Below are 23178 nucleotides of genomic sequence, written 5' to 3'. Positions count from 1 at the left end.
GAATTTGTTGACCTCTCCTGCTACAATGTAGGGTGAAAAGTCTAAAAAGAAACCGAGTTGATGCACCTTGTTTCGTCATAGTATACGCAATAAATTAATCCTTTTTCTGCTTATTGCGACCTTAGTTCCATTCACTACATCCATTGTTGTTTCTTATATATTCACCAAGGAGAAAGTCACAGAAGACACAATTACGAATAATTCGGCCCTGATATCTCAAGCAAAAATGAATTTGTTGAACTACTTAAATGGTGTTGTCCAAGCATCCACTACGATTTATACAGGTCAGTATTCATCTGTTGGTTATCTTTACGATATTCTGCAAACCGAGCGAGAAATCGACTACATGAGTGATAAGGTTATCAAAAGCGGACTGCAGGTCATGTCCCACTCGGTTAAAGAGATCAAACAAATTTATCTTTACGCCTCCGTTAGCGACCGTTCTTATTTAGCGAGCAGCGACATTCAAGGAAGCACGATCGGTAAATATGAATCTCTTCGGCAGTTCCCCGAGAACAAAACCGTTTATTTTGAAACCACTCATGAAAGCCATAATTACAATATTGCACTTAATGTGTATTCTGCTCCAACCCCTGTCCTATCTATGCATCGTAAAATTATGTACTCCCCAAGCAACATCTCGATTGGTGAGCTGATCATTGATCTTCAGCTGAATCTAGTCTCAGAAATATCTCAAAGCTTATTCACCCATGACCAAGAAGAACTTTATATCCTGGATGATAAGGGGTTCATCGTGTTCGGTCCTGATGTTTCTAAATGGGGACAACCTCTTGAAGCAAGCTGGGGGAATGAGGCGATTTATAGTGATCTCCAAAAAGGTTCCTATGAATGGAAAAACGGCGCTTATGCGGGGATAAATATTTATGAAAAAATGAAAACTGACTATGTTAACTGGACGATCGTGAAGCGGCTTCCCTATGAGCAATTAACGAAAAATGCCAGACAGTTAACTTTAATTAATTCTTTGATCCTTACTCTGTTTATGTTGATTGTCATTGCCGGAACCATTTATATCAGCATTAAATTTACAGAGCCTATCAAACAATTACTTCGTTATATCACACGCATACAGGCGGGACAGGTTCAGTTAGGCCATTTGAATGCCGATATCGAGCTCACTCGAACGGATGAAATGGGCATTCTCGCCAATCGATTCCATGGCCTGATGCAAGATTTAAATCAAATGGTCATGCGCGAATACCGCTTAGAGCTTGCAAACAAATCGAATCAGCTCATGGCACTGCAAGCCCAGATCAATCCGCATTTTCTGAATAACGCACTGCAATCTATCGGTACATTAGCTTTACAGCACGAGGCTCCAAAGATTTACGCCTTAATTTCGTATCTGGCTAAAATGATGCATTACAGTATGAACACCAACGAATCGGTTGTTCCTTTGCGTAAGGAAATTGAACATATTAAAGCTTATCTCGAGCTGCAAAAACAGCGATTCGAGCATCAATTTGAAATTATTTACGACATAGAAGAAAGCACAAAAGCAATCTCTGTACCCAAGATGATCCTTCAACCGCTTGTGGAAAATTATTTTAAGCATGGTTTTAAACCAAGTGAAACCACAGGCTTATTACGTATTCAGGCAACGATGCCTACAGATCGTGAGGATGAATATTTAAAGCTCATTATTGAGGATAATGGGATTGGTATAACGGAGGAGCGGTTGCGCGAGGTAAAAAGCCGGCTGAATGCCCCATCCATAACCGATGCAGCCTGTATTGGACTTAGTAATGTGCTAACCCGAGTACAGCTCTATTTTACCGATGATGCAACTCTTGATATTGAACATGTACAACCACAAGGTCTTAGGATTGTCATTCACATTCCTATGAAAAGGGAGCAAACGGAATGAAAGTATTACTTGTCGATGATGAAAAGCATGTGCGCGACGCCATCCGTCTGCTAGTCAATTGGAAACAGTATGGCATAGAAACCATTCAGGAGGCCCAAGATGGTGAATCGGCCATTGATATGGTGAACACCCATCATCCTGAGATTATCATGACCGATATGATGATGCCAATTATGAATGGGGTCAAATTACTCGAGTGGCTGCATACGCATGCTCCTGACTCGAAGACGATCGTCATTAGCGGCCATGACGACTTCTCTCTACTTCGCCATACGTTGAAGTATGGGGGAACGGACTATATATTGAAGCCCATTGATCCCGAACAGTTAAATGAAGCGTTAGATAAAGCCATCCAGGCTTGGAATAAGGATGAGGAGCTTCGTCATACCAATCGAGAACTGAATATCGAAATGAACCAAATTAAACCCATGTACTGGGACAAGCTGCTATCGAACCTAATTAGTGAACCCTCAGCTTATGATCAAGCAGCCGAGCAGCTCGAGAAAGAGCTTCATTTATCTCGGACTATTCGAGAATGTCGTGTCGCTATTTTATCTTTAGATACAATGGAACGCAGTGTGAAGAACAAATTCAGTCATAATCTGGATTTACTGCTCTTCTCTCTCATTAACATATGTAATGAATTCCTCATTAACGATCAGCGCGGCTATGCTTTCCGCCATTGGAACAGCGATAACGAAATTGTATTGCTTCTATGGAAGGATCAATCTGGCTCTGAGGCATTTCTAGCTAAAATTAATGAAGGTATACGCACCGCGCTTCATACTCGCGTGGACTTCGGCATCGGAAGTTCTCGCTCCTTCCCAACGGATTTGGCTTTATCCTATCAGGAAGCTCGTGATGCCCTCAGACAGCGAAATCTCAAATCCAAGGAAACTTGGATTCACAGTACATTGAAAACAGCCAAAACGATTCAACCTGCACTCACTTTCAGCCAATATGAGGAACGGATTCAACTCGCTATTCGCAGTGGCAGCATAGACCAAATTCAAGACACGATTCAAGAATGGATGGACGCCGTCAAATTGAGCGAAGCCATTACACTCGAACAACTCGACCATTGGTGGCGGGAGTACAGGGTGATGAAGCGCCGTTGGGTACAGCAATTTTTCTCTAACATTAGTGAAGATCAGGTCAAACAGCTGCTCCTGGATGAGCCATCCAGTTTGATCGTTCCGCTTGATGAGCATGGGATCCTATCCCTCTCGCTTTGGCAGCAGGAACTCACTCGGAGTATTGTTCACTTATCGAAGCTTCTTCTTGAGAGTCAGCAGAAGGACAAAAGCGTTATTTTTGAAATCGCCGAGTTCCTTCAGAAGCACTATCACGAAGATGTCTCGCTTCAGGATATCGCTAATCGATTCTATCTTAGCCGCGAGTACATCTCACGGAAATTCAAACAAGAGTTCGAGGTAAACCTTTCGGACTATTTAGGCCAAATTCGCATGAGTAAAGCAAAAATCTTGCTGCGCAATCCACATCTTCGGATTTCACAAGTAGCGGAGATGGTCGGTTACCAGGACGAGAAATATTTCAGCAAAGTTTTCAAAAAACTAGAGGGACTCACCCCAAATGAATATCGAAAAACAGCGAATCCTATCTAAAATTCTGTAAAAAATATGGAATATGTTATACTAGTAAATAGAGGTGATTTTCATGAACATGCCCATCGAGACTACGACTGCGAATTCTTTCCCTCGCGCTGCTTCGAAGGCTACCAAGGTAAGAAAGAAAACGTACGTATACTTGTTTGTGGGTTGGGTCATGCTGATCGCAATCGGAGTCGCCGCAGCTATGATGTACACAGAGCATTTGAGGCAAAAAATTGCAACCGATATCGCACAGCAAACCCAGCAACAACTGCAAGTGGTTCAACAAGACTATCAGAAGCAAGTAACCCAATTGAAAGATAGCGTTACGACAGATATGAAAGCTTTACAGACCAAGGTAGATTCACTGAATGAATTGCTGGCTTTCACGAAGGACAGCGCTAACAGCAAAACCGATAACAGCAACCAGCTTTATACGCAGCTTGCCGACGTAAAGAAGAAGTTGGAAGAATTGCAAAAGAATCTGGATGTGCTAAAGTAATGAACGTAAATAGCATTCAACAAATCAACCGCGTCCTTCTACTTGCAAGCGCCCCTTTTCTGGGGATGCTGATTTGGTTGCTATTCGTTACAGCGAATGTCCCTATCAACCCGTTGGTACATAAGGCGTCTACGCCGATCTCTTTTCATCAAGAAACACTTACGCTTGATAACTTGCTGACCAAAGCGAATGCTGACGCCGCGCAAACCAAATCCATCATTCAGCAATATTTCGAACTTTATGAGAAAAGTGCCACAGAAGTGGCGGCCATGCTCCAGAACGCTGCGGCACAAGCTGCCAAACCAGGCATTATCTATGATACACGGATAACAGCCAAGCTCGGCAGCCCAATCAGACAAGCTTCTTCCGGGAATATCGACTTGAAACTTTTCGCTTTGAATGAAAGCAACTATAAAGGTTATGCGCTTAAAGTAAACCTTAAGAGCGATAAGGCCATTAAACTTGTGCTCGGCAAGGATAAAATTGGCTCCAGTGAGACAACACTAGATGCTGTCACACGTTATGGGGCTATCGCCGGTGTGAATGCAGGCGGCTTCGCCGATGACAATAAAGGCAAACGCTATCCCCTGGATACAACAATGATGAATGGGAAGTATGTGAATGGCTTCTTTCCTACCAACAACGATACAACCTTCATTGGTCTGAATACAGACCGCAAGCTCATTGGCGGTAAGTTCAGTTCTCAGTCTGAGCTCGACAAGTTGAACCCACTTATGGGATCTACCTTCGTTCCGGTTCTCCTGAAGAATGGTAACAAGATGTCGATTCCCTATCAGTGGCAAAGTTCACCGGCAAGAGCAGCGCGGACCATCATGGCTAACTACAAGCACGACCAGCTGTTGTTTATTGTGACCGACGGTTACGACGAGAGCGGTAATTCAGGAGCAACACTTGCTGAGCTGCAGGACAAAATGCAGCAATTAGGCATTGTGGATGCGTATAACTTGGATGGGGGCGGCTCTACCACTTTAGTCATGGGGGGCAGTGTCATCAATCGCCCGTCCGATGGGAAGCTTAGACCTCTGGCCACCAACTTTCTATTTTTTAAATAACCGAAATTATTCACACTTTATTCGTTTCTTTTTTTAGAATGGTTGGGTATAATAAGCCTTAACTATGCTCGAAGATCCCTATATTAGGAGGTGCAGCAATGTTTGGTTTATCAACAACATTTTGGCTCGTTAACACCGTTTTTGTATTATTCATCGTCGCTATGATGACGGCTTCCTATAACGAGGACAAAACAAAAGGTCTATAAGCTGCAAGAAAAAAAGCATCTGCTTCTCCGCTAGGAGAAACGATGCTTTTTCTTTTATTACTCTTATGCTCTAACCTTTAGCAAGTTCATTTCAGTTACACAAACGCCGCAAATATAGCGCTCTTTGAATTCACTGACACTTTCCATACTTCCGCAGAACACACATTTTGGACGATATCTCTCCAGTATGATATGGTCACCCTGTACCAAAATTTCGACAGGATCTCCTTCATTCATTTGATATCGCTTTCTTAACGACTTAGGCAGTACAATGCGTCCCAATTGATCGACTTTACGAACGACTCCGGCTGGCTTCATCATAGGACTTCACCTCTCTTCCGCTCACGTTTTCCATGCTCTCTACTTCATCTAGCATATCTATACGGACTGATACGGAATACTATTCGCCGTTATTTAAGAAACTCCTGCTAATAACATGCCGAAACTTTCTTTTCCTGTCAAATATGTCGGCTCAGCCCTAATATTGATAGGCCTTAAGCTCTAATCAAGACCAACGAAGCCGGTCTGCCGCAAGCCCTCATACAGCATGATCGCTGCTGAATTCGATAAATTGAGCGATCTGACCGCATCTGACATGGGCAACCGCAGCAATGTTTCGGGATGCTGAGCTAACAGATCCTCAGGAAGTCCTTTGGTTTCTTTGCCAAATACAAAAAAATCTCCGTCCTGAAATGTAAAATCTGTGTATCGTTTCGTTGCCTTCGTTGTTGCAAAGAAAAAACGATGCTCTTTGTAAGCCTCTAGCACCTCATCAAATGAGTCATGATACTCGAGCTTAACCGAGTGCCAATAGTCTAATCCAGCACGTTTTAACGTCTTGTCATCCGTCTGAAAGCCAAGCGGTCTAACCAAATGGAGATACGTGCCTGTCGCTGCGCACGTCCTGGAAATGTTACCTGTGTTTGCAGGAATCTCGGGTTCTACTAATACAATATGAAATGCCATCTCTGTCAAATTCACCTCAATCTCTATCCTATTATAAGCGAATGCGGAATGCAATTTTACACAGCGTTAACTTTATCTTAATATCTCGATGATAGAGCGCTGTCATAATAGAGTTATCCTCGATAAAAGGAGTCCACCCATCGATGAAAAAGAAAATACTAGTTGTTGATGACGAACCTTCCATTTCCATGCTTATAGAATTCAACTTGAAGCTTGTAGGCTTTGAGGTCCATTGCGTATTCGATGGCGAAGCTGTCTTCGATGCCATCCAAACGTTTCGCCCCGATCTCATCGTTCTCGACTTAATGCTGCCGAAGATGGACGGGTTCCAAGTGTGCCGCAAGCTTAGAAACCAGAATAACCTCGTTCCTATTATTATGCTTACAGCTATGCAGGATCTCACGGATAAAATTGCCGGCTTGGATAACGGTGCTGACGATTATATGACCAAACCCTTTTCACCACAGGAGCTCATTTCTCGTATACAGGCCATACATCGGCGAATCCAAACCTTACCGTCCTCGACAGAAAATGCGCCCATCACGATTGGCCAAATCGCAATAAAAGCCGATCAACGCGAAGTCATGGTGAATGGCTCTCCGATTGAACTTACACCTAAGGAATTCGAGCTGCTTCTCTTCCTGTGTAAGCATCGCGGCAAAGTCCTTAGTAGGCAGCAGCTTCTCCATGGCGTGTGGGACTACCACTTCCTCGGAGATACCCGCATCGTCGATGTGCATATCTCTCATTTGAGAGATAAAATTGAGAACAATGCGCGCAATCCGGAATATATTATGACCATCAGGAACGTTGGCTATAAGCTAACTGAACCTGTTGTGAAGGAATCGCTGGCTTAATCGCCTCTTCGCCTTTCCCCTTCCGCATTCGGCGGAGCACCAATACGAAAAATCCCCTGATAACTCAGGGGATTTTCTTTATGTACGCATATATATAAGGCCATCACTTATATTGCCGCTCCGACCGCCTTAAGCCAAGCTTTGGCTATAAGTGCATGTCCTGCCGAAGACGGGTGTACGCCGTCTGGTGCCCAGAAGCTGGAGGGTGCGAGCATCGAAGCCTGCGCGAATATCCCGTCAAGCGGAACCAAAAGGGCACCAAATTCCCGTGCTAACTCACGCACGACATTTATTTTGGGATCGAGATCCTCCCGCCACAGCTTCCTGTCTTCCGGCACCGGCAGCACGAATGGCTCGATCATAATAAGCTTGGCCCCGAGCTCCTCTTTCGTGCGGACAAGCAGTTCCCGGTAACCTTCTTCGAATTGTTCCACAGATGTAGGTTCGTTCCGGTCGTATCGTCTCCAGCAGTCGTTAATACCGATATAGATCGAAACCCAGCTCGGCTGCAATGAAGTGCAGTCCTGTTCCCAACGAGACTGCAGATCTTTCACTCGATTCCCGCTAATCCCCCGGTTCAGGAATGTGACCTGTTGTTCCGGATAAGTTGAACCGAACAGTGCTGCTGTCATCAGCGCATACCCTTTACCCATATCAGCTGGATTTTCCCTCACCCTGCCGGCATCCGTAATACTGTCACCTTGAAATAATACGATGTCACCTTGCTTGAATGGCACTCCCATTTCGCACATCCTCCTACTCTGAATGTAATCTTTTAAAATCCGTAAAGACGCCAAGGCTTATGTCCGCCGAAATAGCAAGAAACCTTCCGCGGTGATTCCACGGGATTGATTCGCCAGTCAGGCATCTCAGCACCTCGTGAGAGGATCGCTTCATCCCCCTTGCTCAAATCCAAAACGATTTCGTCTTCACCCGCTTTTATATAGACGGTATGCTCGGCAACTCTGGTTCCAGATACCGTCCAGCGAATTACACCACTCCAGCCTGTCTTGATGATACACGGCTCCCCGGCCAAACTCTTCACTCGAATCATTTGGGTTTCACCATCACGTCGCACCGCGCTGATTAAGAATGCTCCTTCGGTTCGCAAATTTTCGAAAGACGCTTCTTGCCACTCGCCCGGCACAGCTGGGAATACTCGTATCTTGCCGCCCCAGCTTTGAAGCAGCATGTCATGCATCGCTTCTGCACCGGCTAGGGGCGTCTCGATGACAGGCCCTGCTTCTTTATACATTGTATTCGGTTTAATGATCAACATCAACGATTGCAAATAACGCAAGGTTTCATCTCCTGAGCCGAGAATAGAAGCTATAGAAGCCGCCCCAGTAAGGCTGAAGCCGCGCAAGTCGCCTTCCTTTCCGATCCAATGACGAAGCGAAGTTGCGATCAGCTTCCGATCCTCTTCCTTGTCGCAGCCGATCAAATGGAGTGGAAAAATCGCAAGCAGATGGCTGAAATGTCGGTGACCGTATGCAAGAGGTGTGTCTTGTCCGATCATAAACCCAGTCTCATCTACAGGTAACGGAGTCAGCCTCTCCAGAACTTCCTTCCATTTCCCGGTAAGCGGATCTTCCACAGTCAGCCGTTGGCATATTTCCAAAAGGGTCAGGCAGCCCCAGCGCAGCAAAGCAAGATCGTAATGCGCGTCGCGTACCTTAGTTTTCATAAAGGAGCCATATTCAGGTGAAATGGTAGGCGGAAGATGCAGACAGCCATCATCACCTTCTTCAAGAATGTGAAGATAATAATTTACACTTCTGCGTAAAAGAGGAAATAAGATAGTTTTCAACATCTCATCATCCATGCTGTACCGATACTGCCGCCACACATTATGGCAAATCCAGTTCAAATTCCCTACTTCATCATCTACGTTGGCTCGCAAATCATAGCTGCAGCTGCGACCAAGTCCTGAGGAATCATGCCTGCAGGACTCCGGAACGTTGGTTATTAGATTTTCCCTGTTTTCGTCTAATGCGCGAACAAGCGACATCCCTATGTCCAATCGATTTGCGGTATACACCGGTGAATAACTCATTTGCACATTCATATTGAACCAAACGCCTGGCCATGGCGTTGAAGTAAGCCACGGACCTTGATTATCGATCAAGGGCTGATCCGCACGCGTGGCAGAGGCCAGCTTATACATTTGTATCCAATAGAAGCTTTGGAGCCGACCATCCGGAACCGAAATGAAGCTTTGCTTATAATAGTTGTGCCACCACTGACGATGAACGCCCACCCATACATCAAAATCTATGCTAGAAGCTTGAAGAACCGCATCAACCGCTTTACCAATTGCTGCTTCGTTGTGCCCTTTAATAACGGACATGAAGCAAATTCGGCGATTCGGCGACATTTGGACTTCCTTCCACGTTGTAACGCATCCATCCTCGCCTGAATATCGCTGAATGCAAAGGTTCACACCATCTCTAACCGTTTTTTCCAGATCAGTTGCAGGTATATATTGATTTAAATTAAAGCCATCAGCGTTTTTCAGCACGTGATCAACTTCCGGATAGGCGTACCACGCAAACTGCGTAGCGCTCTCCCCTTCTGATGTCTCGATCTCGATGGCCATAACCGATTCCTCGCTATGAACAATGGAACGAAGCTTTACCTCGCCCCGGGTCGTCGTCAAATTAGCACGAAGCTCCGCGTTCCATAAGTCCACCCGCATGCTCGTCGGATGGTAAATCATACCTTCCATCTCTAGGTCAAGCTCACCTATGGGTACGCGTGGAGGAAATCCGGGTTTATCCGTCCGGTTTGCTGTTACATCTGTGCGTCCCGTGACAAAACGGAGCACGTGCCGTTTTGTCGCATTTTCCTCCCCATATACCATAGCGCCGATCGAACCATTACCAATGAAGGCCCCTTCATCCCAACTGACAGGCTTCACGACCCATTCCATATCATTGTCGGCCATAAAATGTTCCCATTCTATGTCATTCATTACCAGCGGCCTCCCCTATCCTTTAATCGCTCCGATCAGAGCGCCTTTGACGAAATATTTTTGGAGAAACGGATAAACAAGCAGAATCGGTACCGTTGCCACAATAATGGTCGCGTACTTCAACGTAACTGAGAGCATTGCCGAGGCGCCATCCGAAGCCCCTAAGTTTGAGCTTGCTTCCCCTTGGAGCAAAACTTCGCGCAGCACAAGCTGCAGCGGATAGAGCGACCGGTCCTGCAAGAAAATCATAGCATTGAACCAAGAATTCCAATGACTGACGCCATAATACAATAACATAACGGCAATAACCGGCATAGAAAGCGGCAAAATGATCTTGAATAAAATGACAAAGTCATTCGCGCCATCTATTTTGGCCGACTCCTCCAAGGCATCAGGAATCGCTTCGAACGCGGTTTTCATCAGAATGAGATTAAAGGTGTTAATGGCTTGAGGAATAATGAGCGCCCACAGCGAATCGACCAATCCAACTCCTTTAATCGTCAAATAGAGAGGAATCAATCCACCGCTGAAAAACATGGTAAACACGATAAACAGCAGGAGTGGTTTACGGTAAGCCAAGCTTTTCCTTGATAACGCATAGGCCCCGAATGCTGTAAGCACGATATTGATAAACAGACCCACCAGCACAACAAAAAACGTATTCCCGTATCCTTTCAGGATCATGGGGTTTCGAAACACATTCGTGTAGGCATCCAGTGAAAATCCGAGCGGCCGCCATAAAACGCCTTTGTGCCCCATCAGAGCTCCAGCGTCACTAATAGAGGCAAACGCCACATAAACGATAGGATATATCGTAATGATCATCAGGAATGTTAAGAAAATCACATTGATAGAATCAAAGCTTTTTTCTGAAAATGTTGCCCGGTTCAGCATGATTATGCCTCCTTTCTACCATAAGCTAGTATCATTAAATTTACGGCTTAACCAGTTGGAACAAATGAGCAGAATAAAATTGATCATCGAATTAAACAAGCCAACCGCTGAGCTGAAGCTATAATTGAAATCTTGCAAACCAACCCGGTACACGTAAGAAGATATCACATCCGCCGTTTCATAAGTACCTGGGTTATAAAGCAAAATGATCTTTTCGAACCCGACGTTCATCATTCTTCCGATCTCCAAAATGAGCAGTATGATGATCGTTGGCATTAAGCCTGGAAGCGTCACATTCGTCATCTGCTTCCACCTGCCTGCACCATCTATTTTAGCCGCTTCATATTGTTCCTGATCAATGCCGGTCAAAGCCGCCAGAAAGATGATCGTTCCCCAACCGATATGCTGCCAGACACCTGAAGATACATAGACGGAACGGAAAAAGCTCGGTTCAAGTAAAAATGTCGTTCGTTCCCCGCCGAAAAAGACAATCACGTCATTCAATACGCCGTCGCTGACGGTGAAATCTTTGATGATGCCGCAGATAACAACTAGTGAAATAAAATGAGGCATATACGTAATGGTCTGCACCGTGCGTTTAAATAAGGCATGTTTCACCTCATTGAGAAGAAGCGCTAGCACGATCGGTGCCGGGAATCCGAACAATAGCTGATAAAAGCTGATAAGTACTGTGTTTTTTATTGTCCTCCAGAAATAAGGTCCGGTAAAGAATGCTTGAAAATGCTCAAAGCCTACCCAATCGCTCCCCCAAATGCCTAGGCGTGGAGAAAAATCCTTAAAGGCGATAATCGCACCATACATCGGCCCATAATGGAAGATTACATAATAAAGCAGCACGGGAAAGAGCATCACATAAAGCAGTTTATTTTTACGGATATCGATCAATATCCCTAGTCGGGATCTCTTTTTCACTGTGAAGGGTATGACCGTTTCAGAACTGATTGTGTTCATTTCTCTGCTCCCTCTCTCTCCTTAGGCAAATTCCTTGCAGGTGAATACAAGCCACTTACTATAGAGGCGTAGTATTCCGTATTCACCTGCAAGATGCCCAAAAGGTGTTATCTTTTGTTATAGCGGTCAAGCGCATCCTGATAAATTTTCGTCACCTTATCGATACCCATTTCATTAATGCGTTTTACATACTCATCGAACTTCTCGATGGGTTCCTTGCCCATGATGAATTTCACGAACATTTCTTCTTTATAGCTCGAAATCGCTGTGTTCAATTTGGCAACTTCTTTGCTTTCGTCTATTGTTGGTGTAATGAAAAGCGGCATAACATGCTTGGCTGCATCCGTTTCACCCCAAATTTTAATCGCTTCGTCCTGCTCCTTAAACGTATTGAAGCTTTTTCGTGCGTCACCTAGGAAAGGACCATTTGGTTTCGTATATTGAGATACCATTTGTTGAAGGTTAAACTTCTCATTTTTAGTGATTTTTTCACTAAATTTAGGGACATTGTTTTCCATCTTATAGCTATCGCCTTCAGTACCAAAGTTAAACAGCAAGCTGCCTTTTTCACCGTACGCATAATCCATCCATTTAACCGCGAGCTCAGCGTTCTTCGAATCGCCTGACACGGCTTTACTGGCAACCGGATTATACTTGAAATCACGTTGACCGATAAAAGCGCGTTCCCCTTGCTTCAAAGTCGGATATGGAGCTGCAACCAGCTGGAATTTCGGGTTTTTCTTCTTCCCGGTATCCATCCATCTCCCCATACCTCCGCTTAATAGACCTATAGTTGCTCCCGCACTGTCACTCATTAATTTGTTGTCTAACGCCTTGGAATCCGTGTTAAGTGCAAAGTCTTTATCAAGCAGTCCTTCCGCATACCATTTACGAAGTAAGGTCAGAGCATCTTTAAATTGTGGATCGATTGGACCGTATCTGACTTTTCCTTGATCATCGATGTAGAACCGATTGGCTGTTTTGAAGGCGCCAATGAATGCGTCCTGGATGTTCAGCTCACTGCTATACTGGGCGGTAAATGGTGCGGTTGCGCCTTTCTTTTCTTTGAACGCTTTTAACACCGTATACCATTCATCGATCGTCGTCGGAACCTGCAGGTTCAATTCATCCAGCCAGTCCTTACGTATCATTGGCCCTCGGAACACTAATCCATTGTCGGGACGAATCATCGGAAATGCGTAATATTTGCCGCTGTCTGTTTTGATCATCTTGTCTAATTCTTTGTCCTGCTGAAGCAATTTCTTTAGGTTCGGCGCACTCTTGTCGATCAAATCATTGAGTGGAAGAATGACTTTATCGGCAATCGCTTTCTCAGGTCCGCCTGGATAAGCGGCAGTCCCGCCTCCGCCCCAATTATATTCAATAACATCCGGTAATTTATTGGATGCAATCATTAGATTAAACTGCTCCTTCGATTGCCCGTCAGCCGGATGTGTATACTTCACTTTCACACCGGTTTCTTTCTCAAGCTGCATGCCGAACGGCGATTCCGCCAGATTAGGAACAAAAGATGCCAAATTGGTGTCGATCTGTTCCCAAGACGTTAACGTTTCTTGCGTACTAATTGGATACTTAGCTCCAGCCACTGTTGGGGCAGCAGATGCTTTAGGTGAAGTCGTGCTCACACCTGCCTCTTGTTTGGAACAACCAACGAACACACTAGATGCCACTACAACGCTTAATGCCATACTAAAAGACTTCTTGTTCACATATTTTCCCATGTAAATCCCCCTCGTATGAATTGCTTCTATGCACTTCGGTGCACCGTGATTTCATTATGTTACGAAAACCATGAATCGGATATCGTTAAAACCGAAACTGCATCATTAAAATCGATAATAATCAACCTTCAATTTACGCAATCGCTATGTAAAAACGGAAAAGCCGCGCAAGCATGCTTGTACGGCTTCTTTATGTCATTGAATATCTTTGTATTTGCCCGGTGTAATGCCCTCAAATTTCTTGAAAATCCGATTGAACGTATTCATGTCGGAGTATCCGACTTTTTTCGCAATGTCCGTGACAGATAAGACTTGAAGAGAAAGCAGCCGCTTTGCTTCTTCTAATCGAGTTCTGCTGATAAAATCAAGCAGCGCTTCACCCGTCTGTGCTTTGAACTGTTTGGATAAATAGGAAGGCGTTAACCCGAACTTATCGCCCACCATCGAGATGTTTAGATTCTCCTCAGAGTAGTTACTTTTGACATACTCGATTACCTGCTGGCTAAGTTGGTTGTGCTCCTGTTGACGGTCTTCTTGAATGAATCGGCACACCTGGCTCAGCACTTCTCGAATCTGTACCTTCATCTCTTTGATGGTTGAACTGCTCATCAATCGGTCGATTTGGTCAGTTTTTACGATTAACGCCCGATTATTGCTGCTCGTACCGATTTCATCCATCGTTTTTAGCAGCGTACTAATCAAATCAAACATGAGGCACTTGGCGAGCGGAACGGATAAGGACGCGTCCGATACGTTAATCTCGATGATTTCGCCTATGATCGCACTCGATTTTTCAAAATCCCCTGACTTCACAAAATTGATCAGCTGATGCTCTACAGGCAATGGATAGTAATAACTGCTGGATTGCCTAACCGTTTCTGAACTTGGTAAATCATCGTACCCAATAATTTCCCCGCTCCCCATAACGAGCCGGTACTCCAAGGCTGCCAAGGTTTGCTGGTACGCTGATGGGATTCCATACAGCTCCTGATGGATGCCGCTGATCGCCACAGTCAAATGGACATGGAAATGATCCAGTAAGAAGGACTTCACCTGCTCGGCAATACGCTTCAACTCTTGCGAATCCGGATCTGTCCCGAAATTTACGATGCACGCTTGCATATTGTCTACTTCCGTAATGAAGGCCTGATTGTGATGACCGATCACTTCTTCAGCGACATTCATAATAATGAAATGCAGCATCCTCACCTTCTCGGGAGCGGCATACTCGTCGATCTCAAACTTGCCGAAATGCTCGATATGGAATAACAGAACAGCAAAATACGGTGAAGCCAACCGAATATCATGGGCAGCAAGCGATTCGTGTATCGGGACATTTTGTTCCAAACGGCCTTTCAGCAGCCCCTGAAGAAAATGCGAACGAATGGCATCACGATGCTGATGCAGCCGCCTATCAATTTGTTCTTTTTCCGCAAACGTATTATTCAACGCATCCTGTAAAAATCCGTACTCGTTCGAGCCTTCATGAAAGGATATCCCTGATTTCACAGAAAAGCTCCGAATCAGTAGGTTGATTGGGTTATAATTTTTTCTCAAAAAGAGATAAGTGACAAGTCCGCCCATGATAAGGCTCAAGATCACACTGGCGTAAATCAGCTTCTTCATATATTTCATCTTGTCATCATATAATTCGGCGGGAATCGTCGATATGTATTTCCATCCTGTGCTGCCAGAGGTGATATAAGAAACGGCTGCCCTTTTACCGGAGTCCTCGCTGATAAACATCCCATTTTTACCAGAAAGTTTGTCGTAATCCAGAAAGTCCGTTCTAGATTCAAAGCCAGTTGAAGCAACTAGACGGTTTTCCTTATCGAGTACCGCTATCGAGGTTTTATCCGACGTGGATGGGATATTATCCAGCAGCTTGGAATCCTTAATGACAAATAAAATGACTGCGCCTGGATGATCCGGGTTAGCGAGTATGACGGATTTGGCATACATCACAGCTTTGACTGAATGGCCGTCTTCCCTAAACGTAATGGGTGCGTACTCCTGGATGTAAGGCTTCTCAAAAAACTTCGCCCACTCCTCGTAGCTCATCCCGTCTTTCTCGTGGATCTTTTCGAACAACATACGGCTGTTCGTGTGGTCACGAGTGGATATAACCGTGTCGCTATTCCGGTAGTAGATGTAGATTTGCTCAATAAAATCATTCGCTGTCTGATACACCCGCAGATCGTTGGCAATGCTGACCAAATCGTAATAGTCACTATCGGTCAATGGCTTCACCGTATTCATGAATCCGGTTACCAATTTACTTAAAGCGATTTCCAAACTTAACCGCTCGATACCGCGAAGGCTGTTATCGATCGCCTGCTCCATCTGCTCCAGGGCTGAATTGTTCGCACGGTTGACTTCCGATTCCACGACATGCCAGGCAGCTGCGTATAGAATCCCACTAATAATAATCGGGATAAGAAGGACAGAGATATAAGATATGAGCCATGTGACGATAACACTGCGTTTGTTGAACCGAATTCGAGCAAGACTCATTGGAATACCCCTCATCACCATGTTGTAACTGCTTTCACCATCATTATACAGAAAATATGGAAGGATTGAAGTTATTTCATTTTTAGATAGAACTTATATTGAATAAAAAAGGAAAGTTACGTTCAACCAACTGTTAAACTTTCAATTATATGGAATTCACCACCCCACTGAATTTCAAAATGAGGGAGCCCTCTTGATTAAGTATTTTATCAAATTATTATTAACCAAACACACACAAGTGCCGACTCAGCAACAGCCTCCCGACAATGAGCAAAAGCAGCCGCTTTTTCCGAATTTACAGCAAAATGAAGATATGCTTCGATCCATTTTTTCGAATTGTTCGGATGTTATCTTGCGCTCTTTTTTAATTGATGGAAAAACAAAAGCCTTTATTATGTACACTGAAGGATTAGCCGACGCCGATGGAATTGATGAATATGTAATTACCCCTCTAATGCGGGAGGAAGCCAGAGAATTCATCGAAATCAGGCAACTCATCGAGCGAAAAATATCCGTATCTCGCGTCAATGAATTCCATACATTTTCAACATGCAGTGAGTATCTTTCGAGCGGGAATCCGATCCTGCTGCTTGATAACGAGGCAATCGGTCTTGCTTTAGGATTGTGTAAATGGGAGAAACGCGCCATAGATGAACCTTCCGCTGAAGTAGGAATCCATAGTCCTCGTGAGGGCTTTACTGAAAGTCTTCGAACATCTACTTCCTAAATACGCCGTATTATCAAGAGTCCGCACCTCAAAATGGAAGCAATGAAAATTGGTGATTACACCCAGACGAATGTCGTCATTGCTTACATCGAAGGCATCGTGGATTTGACACTGGCGGAAGAAATCAAAAGTCGGATGGAACGTATTCGGATGGATGGCATACTGGGAAGTGGATATATTGAGGAAATGATTGTGGATAATCCATACACGCCTTTTCCACTCTTTCTTAGCACAGAACGCCCTGATGTGACCTGCAGCAGCTTGCTGGAAGGGCGAATAGCGATTATTACCGATGGTTCTCCATTTGTCATGATCGCGCCCATTACCTTCTTTTCGTTAATGCAGACACAAGAAGATTACTATTTTAATTACATAGTTGGTACAGCCACGCGATGGTTACGTTACTCGTTTACACTAATCTCTCTCTTGCTTCCGTCCATTTATGTAGCGATTCTAACTTATCATCAGGAGATGGTACCTGGCGCATTGTTAATCAGTATGGCATCTGCTCGGGAAGCGGTACCTTTTCCAGCGTTAATCGAAGCATTGATGATGGAAGTAACCTTTGAAGCCCTTCGTGAAGCTGGAGCACGATTACCTAAACAGATAGGCTCTGCTGTCAGTATTGTTGGAGCACTCGTTATTGGTCAAGCCTCCGTTCAGGCCGGCCTTGTCTTCACCGATGGTCATCGTCGTTGCCATTACTCCTCATCGTTTGCTTATTATCCATGTTAGACCTGCCAAATACACCTGGACCTACTACGTTTCTTGAGTTCATTTTCAAACCATTAAAGGGACTAGTTGAACAATAAGGGATTTCTAAACGCGGAGGAGTATAGTCATAGTTGGAAAGGATGGTGAGCGGTGATGTTAGAAAAAGGGAAAATTTCAGCCTTTCAATTAGGCGTCATGATGTATTCGACAGTGTTAGCAACAGGTTTTCTAGTGCTCCCGGCGATTGCGGCCCAGTCTGCGAAGAACGATCTTTGGCTGACTGGGATTTTGGCATCTTTGATTGGTTTTCTAAACGTTTATTTGGTAACCCGCTTACACCAGCTCTATCCGAAAGAGACCGTTATCCAATACAGCGAACACATTGTCGGGAAAATAATAGGGAAAATCATCGGTATGATGTACTTCCTGTATTCTCTTCATACGATCGGAACTATTTCTCGAGAGTATGCCGAGTTCGTTAAAGGCAATTTTCTATTTAAAACCCCTCTACTGTTAATCATTTCCACTATAATCCTTTTGTGTGCTTTTGCTGTGCGCGGCGGGGCAGAGCTGTTGGCAAGGAGCGCTGTGGTTTTAACACCTCTTTTTCTTATACCAACTTTAATTCTGTTACTTCTTATCCCTGATGCGGACGTAAAAAATATATTTCCTATCCTTAGCCACGGTATTACCCCTGTAATCAAGGGTACAATCACACCACAAGCCTGGGTTTCCGAATTTTTTTTGATGACTTTCTTTCTACCCTGCTTGTCCGATCCGTCAAAAGGTAGGATGTGGGGCATGATTTCAATGAGTGTAGTCATCTTGAGTATGGTTTATGTTAATCTCATCACCTTATTCTTACTTGGTCCAGACATTGGAAATAAAATCCACCCCATTCTGATCGCTTTCCGATATATTAAACTCGGCAATTTATTCGAAAATATGGAGGTCTTGCTCTTGGCCCTGTGGATCGTCGGAAACTTCGTTAAAATCGGGGTTTTCTATTATTCGGCAGTTTTCTCTTTCGGGCAATTATTTCGTCTGTCGGATTACCGGTTTGTCGTCTTTCCGCTTGGCTTATTTTCAATCGTGTTTAGCATGTGGGGGTTACCCAACTTTTCTAAATTAAATTCTTATTTAAAGAACGCAGCTCCGTTTGAAATAACGGTAATCATGACGCTCATCCCGCTGCTTTTGCTTATTGTGGCCGTTTTACGCAAAAGAAAAGTACCAAGTAAAGCAGATCCAACACCATGAGATCGCCCCCCTGTAGATGGGCTATAGTGGTCACCAGTGTTGTAGTTTCTACAACATTTCACACGCCCAAAGGCTATTATGAAGTTGCAGTTTGTACAACATTTCGAACCCATTTGTTGCGAAATGGCCAGTACGTGTTGGGTGACAAATAAGTTTTGAAGTGCAAGAAACCAGCAAACTCAAGGGTTTGCTGGTTTCTTTCGTAAAAATAAATTACTTGTCATTTGGCCTACCACTTCATGCCGGTTTTTACGGCTTACGGCTTTGTTTTCGCCTTGCCTTTAAGCAGGCACCAGCCCCCGGCGGTGACGATCCTTATACAATCGACCGGCACTCGGCTACGTCCAGGCCGAAAATAAATTTTTGCACGGCCTTGGCGACACCATCCTCGTTATTGGAGGCGGTGACGGCATCAGCAATCGCCTTGACATGCTCTTCGGCGTTGCCCATCGCTACGCCGAGCCCCGCCGCCTGCAGCATCAGCACGTCGTTCTCGCTGTCTCCGACCGCTAAGACCTGAGTCATGTCGATGCCGAGCAGTCGGCAAACCTCCCGCACGCCGCTTTCCTTGGAGATCCCTTGGACGGAGATCTCTACATTGACCGGTGCGGAAGCAGTAATCTCCAGCCCGCCCCAGCCGAGCAGCTCCTCACGGATGCGCGCCACTACCGCCAAATCGTCATGCTTCATGCCGAACTTCATCCAGTCGATTTCAAACAGCTCTTCGCCCCAATTGCGTCGGCTGGACAAGCTCTCCACGGAATAACCCCAGAAATGCGCATCCTCGCGGAGAGCCAGCTCATGCAACCGGCGAACCGTTTCGCGGGGCAAATGGGTCCGGGCCATCAATCGGCCCGGACCTTCCCAGATCTCCGCCCCGTTCAACAGGACCATCGGGGAATCAAGCTCTAGCTCCTCCCAAAAGGAGCTGGCCGTCTGCACACCCCGGCCAGTGGAGAACATGACGGTTACCCCATGATCCACTGCCTTTCGCAGCCATTTCTTCGTTTCTTCCGTCACCTGCTTATCGTCGGTAAGCAGCGTGCCGTCCATATCCAAAGCAAGCAATTTATAATCCGACATTTCCTCGATCCCCTCTGTGCGCTCCTTCCGATTACAGCGACAGGCTGTCGACAGGTACCTCAAATACGCGCTTCAACACCAAGCCCGCGCCCAGAGCCGATTCATCCGGTTTCTGCCGCATGTAATTCAGCCGCACCCCACGGCACGTTTCGGGCACATTCGCCATAATTCGCTCGTCCATGGCCGGGATCAGCAAATCGCCCAACGACTCCAGCATCTTGCCTGTCATCAGCACCTGGTCGGGATTTAGAAACGTCACCACGTTGCTTACGGCCAAGCAGAGCGCCGTCACAACAGTTTCGTATAGTTCTGCCATCCGCGGCTCGCCGGTGCGAACGCCTTCGGCGAACTCATCCAGCGTCAATCCGGCATTCTTTGCCAGTCCGCTTGTAGATGCAAGCGTAGTCAGGCAGCCGGTTCCCCCGCAGTGGCAGCGGTAAACATTGGCGCCCGTGAATGACTTGTAATGCCCGAATTCCCCGGCTACGAACGTGGACCCGGTCACCAACTGATTATGGGCTACGATCGCGCCGCCTATGCCGTAATCGAATTTCAGCGTTATATTGTTCGACGAGCCTCGAAGGCTGCCGTGCATGTTTTCATTGATCGCCAATAAATTAACGTCGTTTTCCAGGTAGAAGGGCATATCGTACTTATTCTCCAGCCGCTCCTGCAATGGAAACCGGCCCCACCCAATACCAGGCAGCCGCAGCGCGATTCCCTGCTTGGAATCCACCAGCCCCTGAATGCTCAAGCCGATCCCCTTGATCCGGCTCCGTTCCGGCGCTAGCTGTAGGAGCTCATCGATAACCTCGCACACGGTCGCGAGAATATGGTCTTCGTTCATGTAACGGTCGACCGGGCGCCTGGCTTCGCCGACAAGGTCGTAGCGAAAATTGTGCAGAGCCCCCTGGACATATTTTCCAGCTAGTTCGATGCCGATGGCGAACATGTTGGCGACATTGATCGTCAGCGGAACCGGCTTGCGACCTCCGCTGCTTGCGCCGGGCGTACCCTCGACTACGGTATCCTCCAGCAGCAGCCGGTTGACGATATTCGTCACGGTTTGCTGGGTAAGCCCCGTTTTATCGGCCAACTCCACGCGGGATATCGGTCCTTCGGCAAAGATAAGGTGCAGCACCTTCTGCTGATTAATCGATTTTAACAGCTGGTGGCTGGTGGTTTTTTCCGTTGTCATAATACCCCTCCAAAAGATGAAGCAAAGCTACGCAGCGTACTCTCGGTACTTTTTCGTGGAATCCTGATAAAACCCTTTATCAGGAAACGATGATATTTTTCTTCCTAAACATACCAGTCTGTCCCATCAAAAGCTAGCCTTTCAACGCGCCGATCATAATTCCTTTTACAAAATAACGCTGCAGGAACGGATACAGGATAAGCACAGGCAGGTTGGCCACAACGACTACCCCGTATTTGATCGCTTCAACTTCCATCATTTTCTTGACGAGCGTATCGTCGGTCATGTCGACCATATCCTGCATCTGCCCTTGAATCAGAATTTCCCTCAGCACAAGCTGAAGCGGATATTTGTCCCGATCAGATAAATAAATGAGCGCGCTGAAGAACGCGTTCCAGTGGCTGACTGCATAAAACAGAATCATTACGGCGATAATCGGCATCGACAGAGGGAGCACGACCCGCGTAAGAATCCGGAAATTATCGCAGCCGTCGATCGATGCCGCCTCCTGCATTTCGTTAGGAATACTGTTTTGAAAGAAGGAACGCATAATGACGACGTTATATACGGAAATGGCACTCGGCAGGATCAAAGCCCACATAGAGTTCAACAGGTGCAAATTTTTCATCAGCAAATAGGTCGGGATCAGCCCTCCGCTGAAAAACATCGTAAAGACGATCAGCGCTGTAATGAGGTTGCGGCCCTTCAGATCCCGTCTGGAGAGCGGATAAGCCGCACAGATCGTGAGAACCAGGTTCAGTGCGGTACCCACAATGGTATACAGGATCGTATTTCCGTAGCCGTTCATGATATCCTTATTTTCAAAAATGCGCTTGTATCCGACAAATGTGAGCTCCTTCGGCCATAACCACAAATCTCCCGAGACGATATGAATCGGGTTGCTGATCGAAGCGCTCAAGACGAATATCAGCGGATACAGGACAAGCGCCGCAATGCTTAGGAGCAGTGAAATGTTGATGAAGTCAAAAATCCGGTCTCCCTGTGTTTGTTTCACGTTTTGTTCCCTCCTGTTACCATAAGCTCGTCTCATTCAATCGGCGCGAGATGAAGTTGACCGATATCAGCAATATAAAATTCACAACGGAATTGAATAGTCCGACTGCTGCGGAGAAGCTGTACTGGGCGCCCAGAATCCCGCTCCGGTACACGTAAGTGGAAATAACGTCTGAGCTGTCCATGTTCAGGTTGTTCTGCATCAGGAATACTTTCTCGAAGCCCACACCCATCAGAGACCCCATTTGCAGAATTAATAAAATAACGATCGTCGGGAGAATCCCCGGGATGTTGACGTGCCAGATGCGCTGCAGCCGGTTGGCGCCGTCCACCTTCGCAGCTTCATGCTGCTGCGGGTCGATGCCGGACAAGGCGGCCAAATAAATGATCGAGCTCCAGCCCATCTGCTGCCACACGCCCGAGAACACATAAATCGTTTTGAACCAGCCCGCTTCAATCATGAAGGAGATCGACTTGAGACCAAACAGCTCAAGGAAGTGATTGACAAGCCCCGTATTCGGATTCAAGAAGATGAAGATCAAGCCGACCAAGACGACCGTGGATAAAAAGTGCGGCGCATATGTCACAGTCTGGACGAACTTGCGGAATTTCGCCTGGCGGACCTCGTTGATCATCAGCGCCAACAGAATCGGCACGGGAAATCCGACCACTAACTGGTACAAGCTGATGCCGAGTGTGTTCTTAAGCAGCCTCCAGAAAAAATAGCTATCGAAAAAACGTTGAAAGTGTTTAAAACCGACCCATGGGCTGCCCCAGATCCCTTTTTTCGCTATAAAATCTTTAAAGGCAATCTGAACGCCATACATCGGGGTATATTCAAAAATGACGAAATAAGCGATAACCGGAATCAGAAGCACGTAAAGCTGCCAGTTTCTCAAATAAGGCAATAAAGACTTGCGCAGGCGGGAAGGCCGGGCTTCCCTGCGGACTGCACCGTGCGCTTGGTGTTGATGCTGCATTTGT

18 protein-coding genes and 1 pseudogene are annotated in these 23178 nt (G+C 45.9%); 7 read left to right on the top strand and 12 right to left on the bottom strand.

All coding sequences use genetic code 11. The features are described from left to right. Window positions 1–67: 67 nt before the first annotated feature. Genes GC098_RS27090 through GC098_RS27075 form a run of 4 tightly spaced genes read left to right on the top strand, consistent with a single transcriptional unit; the run spans window position 68 to window position 5073 of the window. Entirely contained in the window at window positions 68–1888 is a 1821-nt protein-coding gene (locus GC098_RS27090) for a sensor histidine kinase (RefSeq protein WP_171646308.1), read from the top strand. Continuing rightward, window positions 1885–3513: a response regulator gene (locus tag GC098_RS27085; protein ID WP_171646307.1), complete on the top strand. Its 1629-nt coding sequence runs from the start codon at window positions 1885–1887 to the stop codon at window positions 3511–3513. The genes GC098_RS27090 and GC098_RS27085 overlap by 4 nt, the downstream gene beginning before the upstream one ends. Before the next feature lie 52 nt (window positions 3514–3565). After that, window positions 3566–4000, top strand: a complete 435-nt coding sequence (locus GC098_RS27080) for a hypothetical protein (protein ID WP_047677233.1) — start codon at window positions 3566–3568, stop codon at window positions 3998–4000. Next, window positions 4000–5073: a phosphodiester glycosidase family protein gene (locus GC098_RS27075; protein ID WP_171646306.1), complete on the top strand. Its 1074-nt coding sequence runs from the start codon at window positions 4000–4002 to the stop codon at window positions 5071–5073. The genes GC098_RS27080 and GC098_RS27075 overlap by 1 nt, the downstream gene beginning before the upstream one ends. A gap of 269 nt (window positions 5074–5342) precedes the next feature. On the opposite strand, the gene GC098_RS27070 is transcribed toward GC098_RS27075, so the two are convergent. Both GC098_RS27070 and trmL read right to left on the bottom strand, forming a co-directional pair. Beyond that, window positions 5343–5597, bottom strand: a complete 255-nt coding sequence (locus GC098_RS27070; protein WP_047677456.1) for an AbrB/MazE/SpoVT family DNA-binding domain-containing protein — start codon at window positions 5595–5597, stop codon at window positions 5343–5345. 183 nt (window positions 5598–5780) lie between these two features. Beyond that, window positions 5781–6245: a tRNA (uridine(34)/cytosine(34)/5-carboxymethylaminomethyluridine(34)-2'-O)-methyltransferase TrmL gene (gene trmL / locus GC098_RS27065; RefSeq protein WP_171646305.1), complete on the bottom strand. Its 465-nt coding sequence runs from the start codon at window positions 6243–6245 to the stop codon at window positions 5781–5783. A 143-nt stretch (window positions 6246–6388) separates the two neighbouring features. On the opposite strand from trmL, the gene GC098_RS27060 reads away from it, so the two are divergent. Further along, window positions 6389–7102: a response regulator transcription factor gene (locus tag GC098_RS27060; protein WP_047677301.1), complete on the top strand. Its 714-nt coding sequence runs from the start codon at window positions 6389–6391 to the stop codon at window positions 7100–7102. A gap of 107 nt (window positions 7103–7209) precedes the next feature. Here the strand turns inward: GC098_RS27060 and GC098_RS27055 are convergent, their stop codons facing one another. The 6 genes from GC098_RS27055 to GC098_RS27030 all read right to left on the bottom strand — a co-directional run bounded on the left by GC098_RS27055 (window position 7210) and on the right by GC098_RS27030 (window position 16198). Then, on the bottom strand, window positions 7210–7845 hold the full coding sequence (locus GC098_RS27055) for an SGNH/GDSL hydrolase family protein (RefSeq protein ID WP_171646304.1): 636 nt from the start codon (window positions 7843–7845) through the stop codon (window positions 7210–7212). A gap of 32 nt (window positions 7846–7877) precedes the next feature. Next, window positions 7878–10076 carry a glycosyl hydrolase family 95 catalytic domain-containing protein gene (locus GC098_RS27050; RefSeq protein WP_171646303.1) on the bottom strand — a complete coding sequence of 733 codons (2199 nt, stop codon included), beginning with the start codon at window positions 10074–10076 and terminating at the stop codon, window positions 7878–7880. A gap of 15 nt (window positions 10077–10091) precedes the next feature. Beyond that, the gene (locus GC098_RS27045; RefSeq protein WP_171646302.1) at window positions 10092–10970 is read right to left on the bottom strand and encodes a carbohydrate ABC transporter permease; all 879 of its coding nucleotides are present in this window, start codon (window positions 10968–10970) and stop codon (window positions 10092–10094) included. A gap of 15 nt (window positions 10971–10985) precedes the next feature. Continuing rightward, a complete protein-coding gene (locus GC098_RS27040) occupies window positions 10986–11942 on the bottom strand; it encodes an ABC transporter permease (protein WP_171646301.1) in 957 nt (318 codons plus the stop codon). Between the two features lie 107 nt (window positions 11943–12049). Next, complete coding sequence (locus tag GC098_RS27035) at window positions 12050–13684, bottom strand: extracellular solute-binding protein (protein ID WP_246359001.1); 1635 nt, start codon at window positions 13682–13684, stop codon at window positions 12050–12052. 195 nt (window positions 13685–13879) lie between these two features. Beyond that, complete coding sequence (locus GC098_RS27030; RefSeq protein WP_171646300.1) at window positions 13880–16198, bottom strand: helix-turn-helix domain-containing protein; 2319 nt, start codon at window positions 16196–16198, stop codon at window positions 13880–13882. Between the two features lie 313 nt (window positions 16199–16511). Here GC098_RS27030 and GC098_RS27025 point away from each other — a divergent pair. Next, window positions 16512–17660 (top strand): annotated as a pseudogene (locus GC098_RS27025) (spore germination protein). Window positions 17661–17792: 132 nt separating this feature from the next. Further along, window positions 17793–18899 carry a GerAB/ArcD/ProY family transporter gene (locus tag GC098_RS27020; RefSeq protein WP_171646344.1) on the top strand — a complete coding sequence of 369 codons (1107 nt, stop codon included), beginning with the start codon at window positions 17793–17795 and terminating at the stop codon, window positions 18897–18899. 315 nt (window positions 18900–19214) lie between these two features. Here GC098_RS27020 and GC098_RS27015 read toward each other — a convergent pair whose 3' ends face one another. From GC098_RS27015 to GC098_RS27000, 4 genes are all read right to left on the bottom strand, one after another. Continuing rightward, window positions 19215–19982 (bottom strand): Cof-type HAD-IIB family hydrolase, encoded by a 768-nt coding sequence (locus tag GC098_RS27015; RefSeq protein ID WP_171646299.1) that lies wholly within the window; start codon window positions 19980–19982, stop codon window positions 19215–19217. Window positions 19983–20013: 31 nt separating this feature from the next. Further along, entirely contained in the window at window positions 20014–21180 is a 1167-nt protein-coding gene (locus GC098_RS27010) for an ROK family transcriptional regulator (protein ID WP_171646298.1), read from the bottom strand. A 133-nt stretch (window positions 21181–21313) separates the two neighbouring features. Then, a complete protein-coding gene (locus tag GC098_RS27005; RefSeq protein WP_171646297.1) occupies window positions 21314–22231 on the bottom strand; it encodes a carbohydrate ABC transporter permease in 918 nt (305 codons plus the stop codon). Beyond that, entirely contained in the window at window positions 22212–23174 is a 963-nt protein-coding gene (locus GC098_RS27000; protein WP_171646296.1) for an ABC transporter permease, read from the bottom strand. The genes GC098_RS27005 and GC098_RS27000 overlap by 20 nt, the downstream gene beginning before the upstream one ends. Window positions 23175–23178 lie beyond the last annotated feature (4 nt).

Origin of the sequence: Paenibacillus phytorum, from assembly GCF_013141715.1 — a bacterium.
Classification (GTDB): Bacteria; Bacillota; Bacilli; order Paenibacillales; family NBRC-103111; genus Paenibacillus_E; species Paenibacillus_E phytorum.
This window is presented reverse-complemented; position numbering and strand designations above follow the sequence as displayed.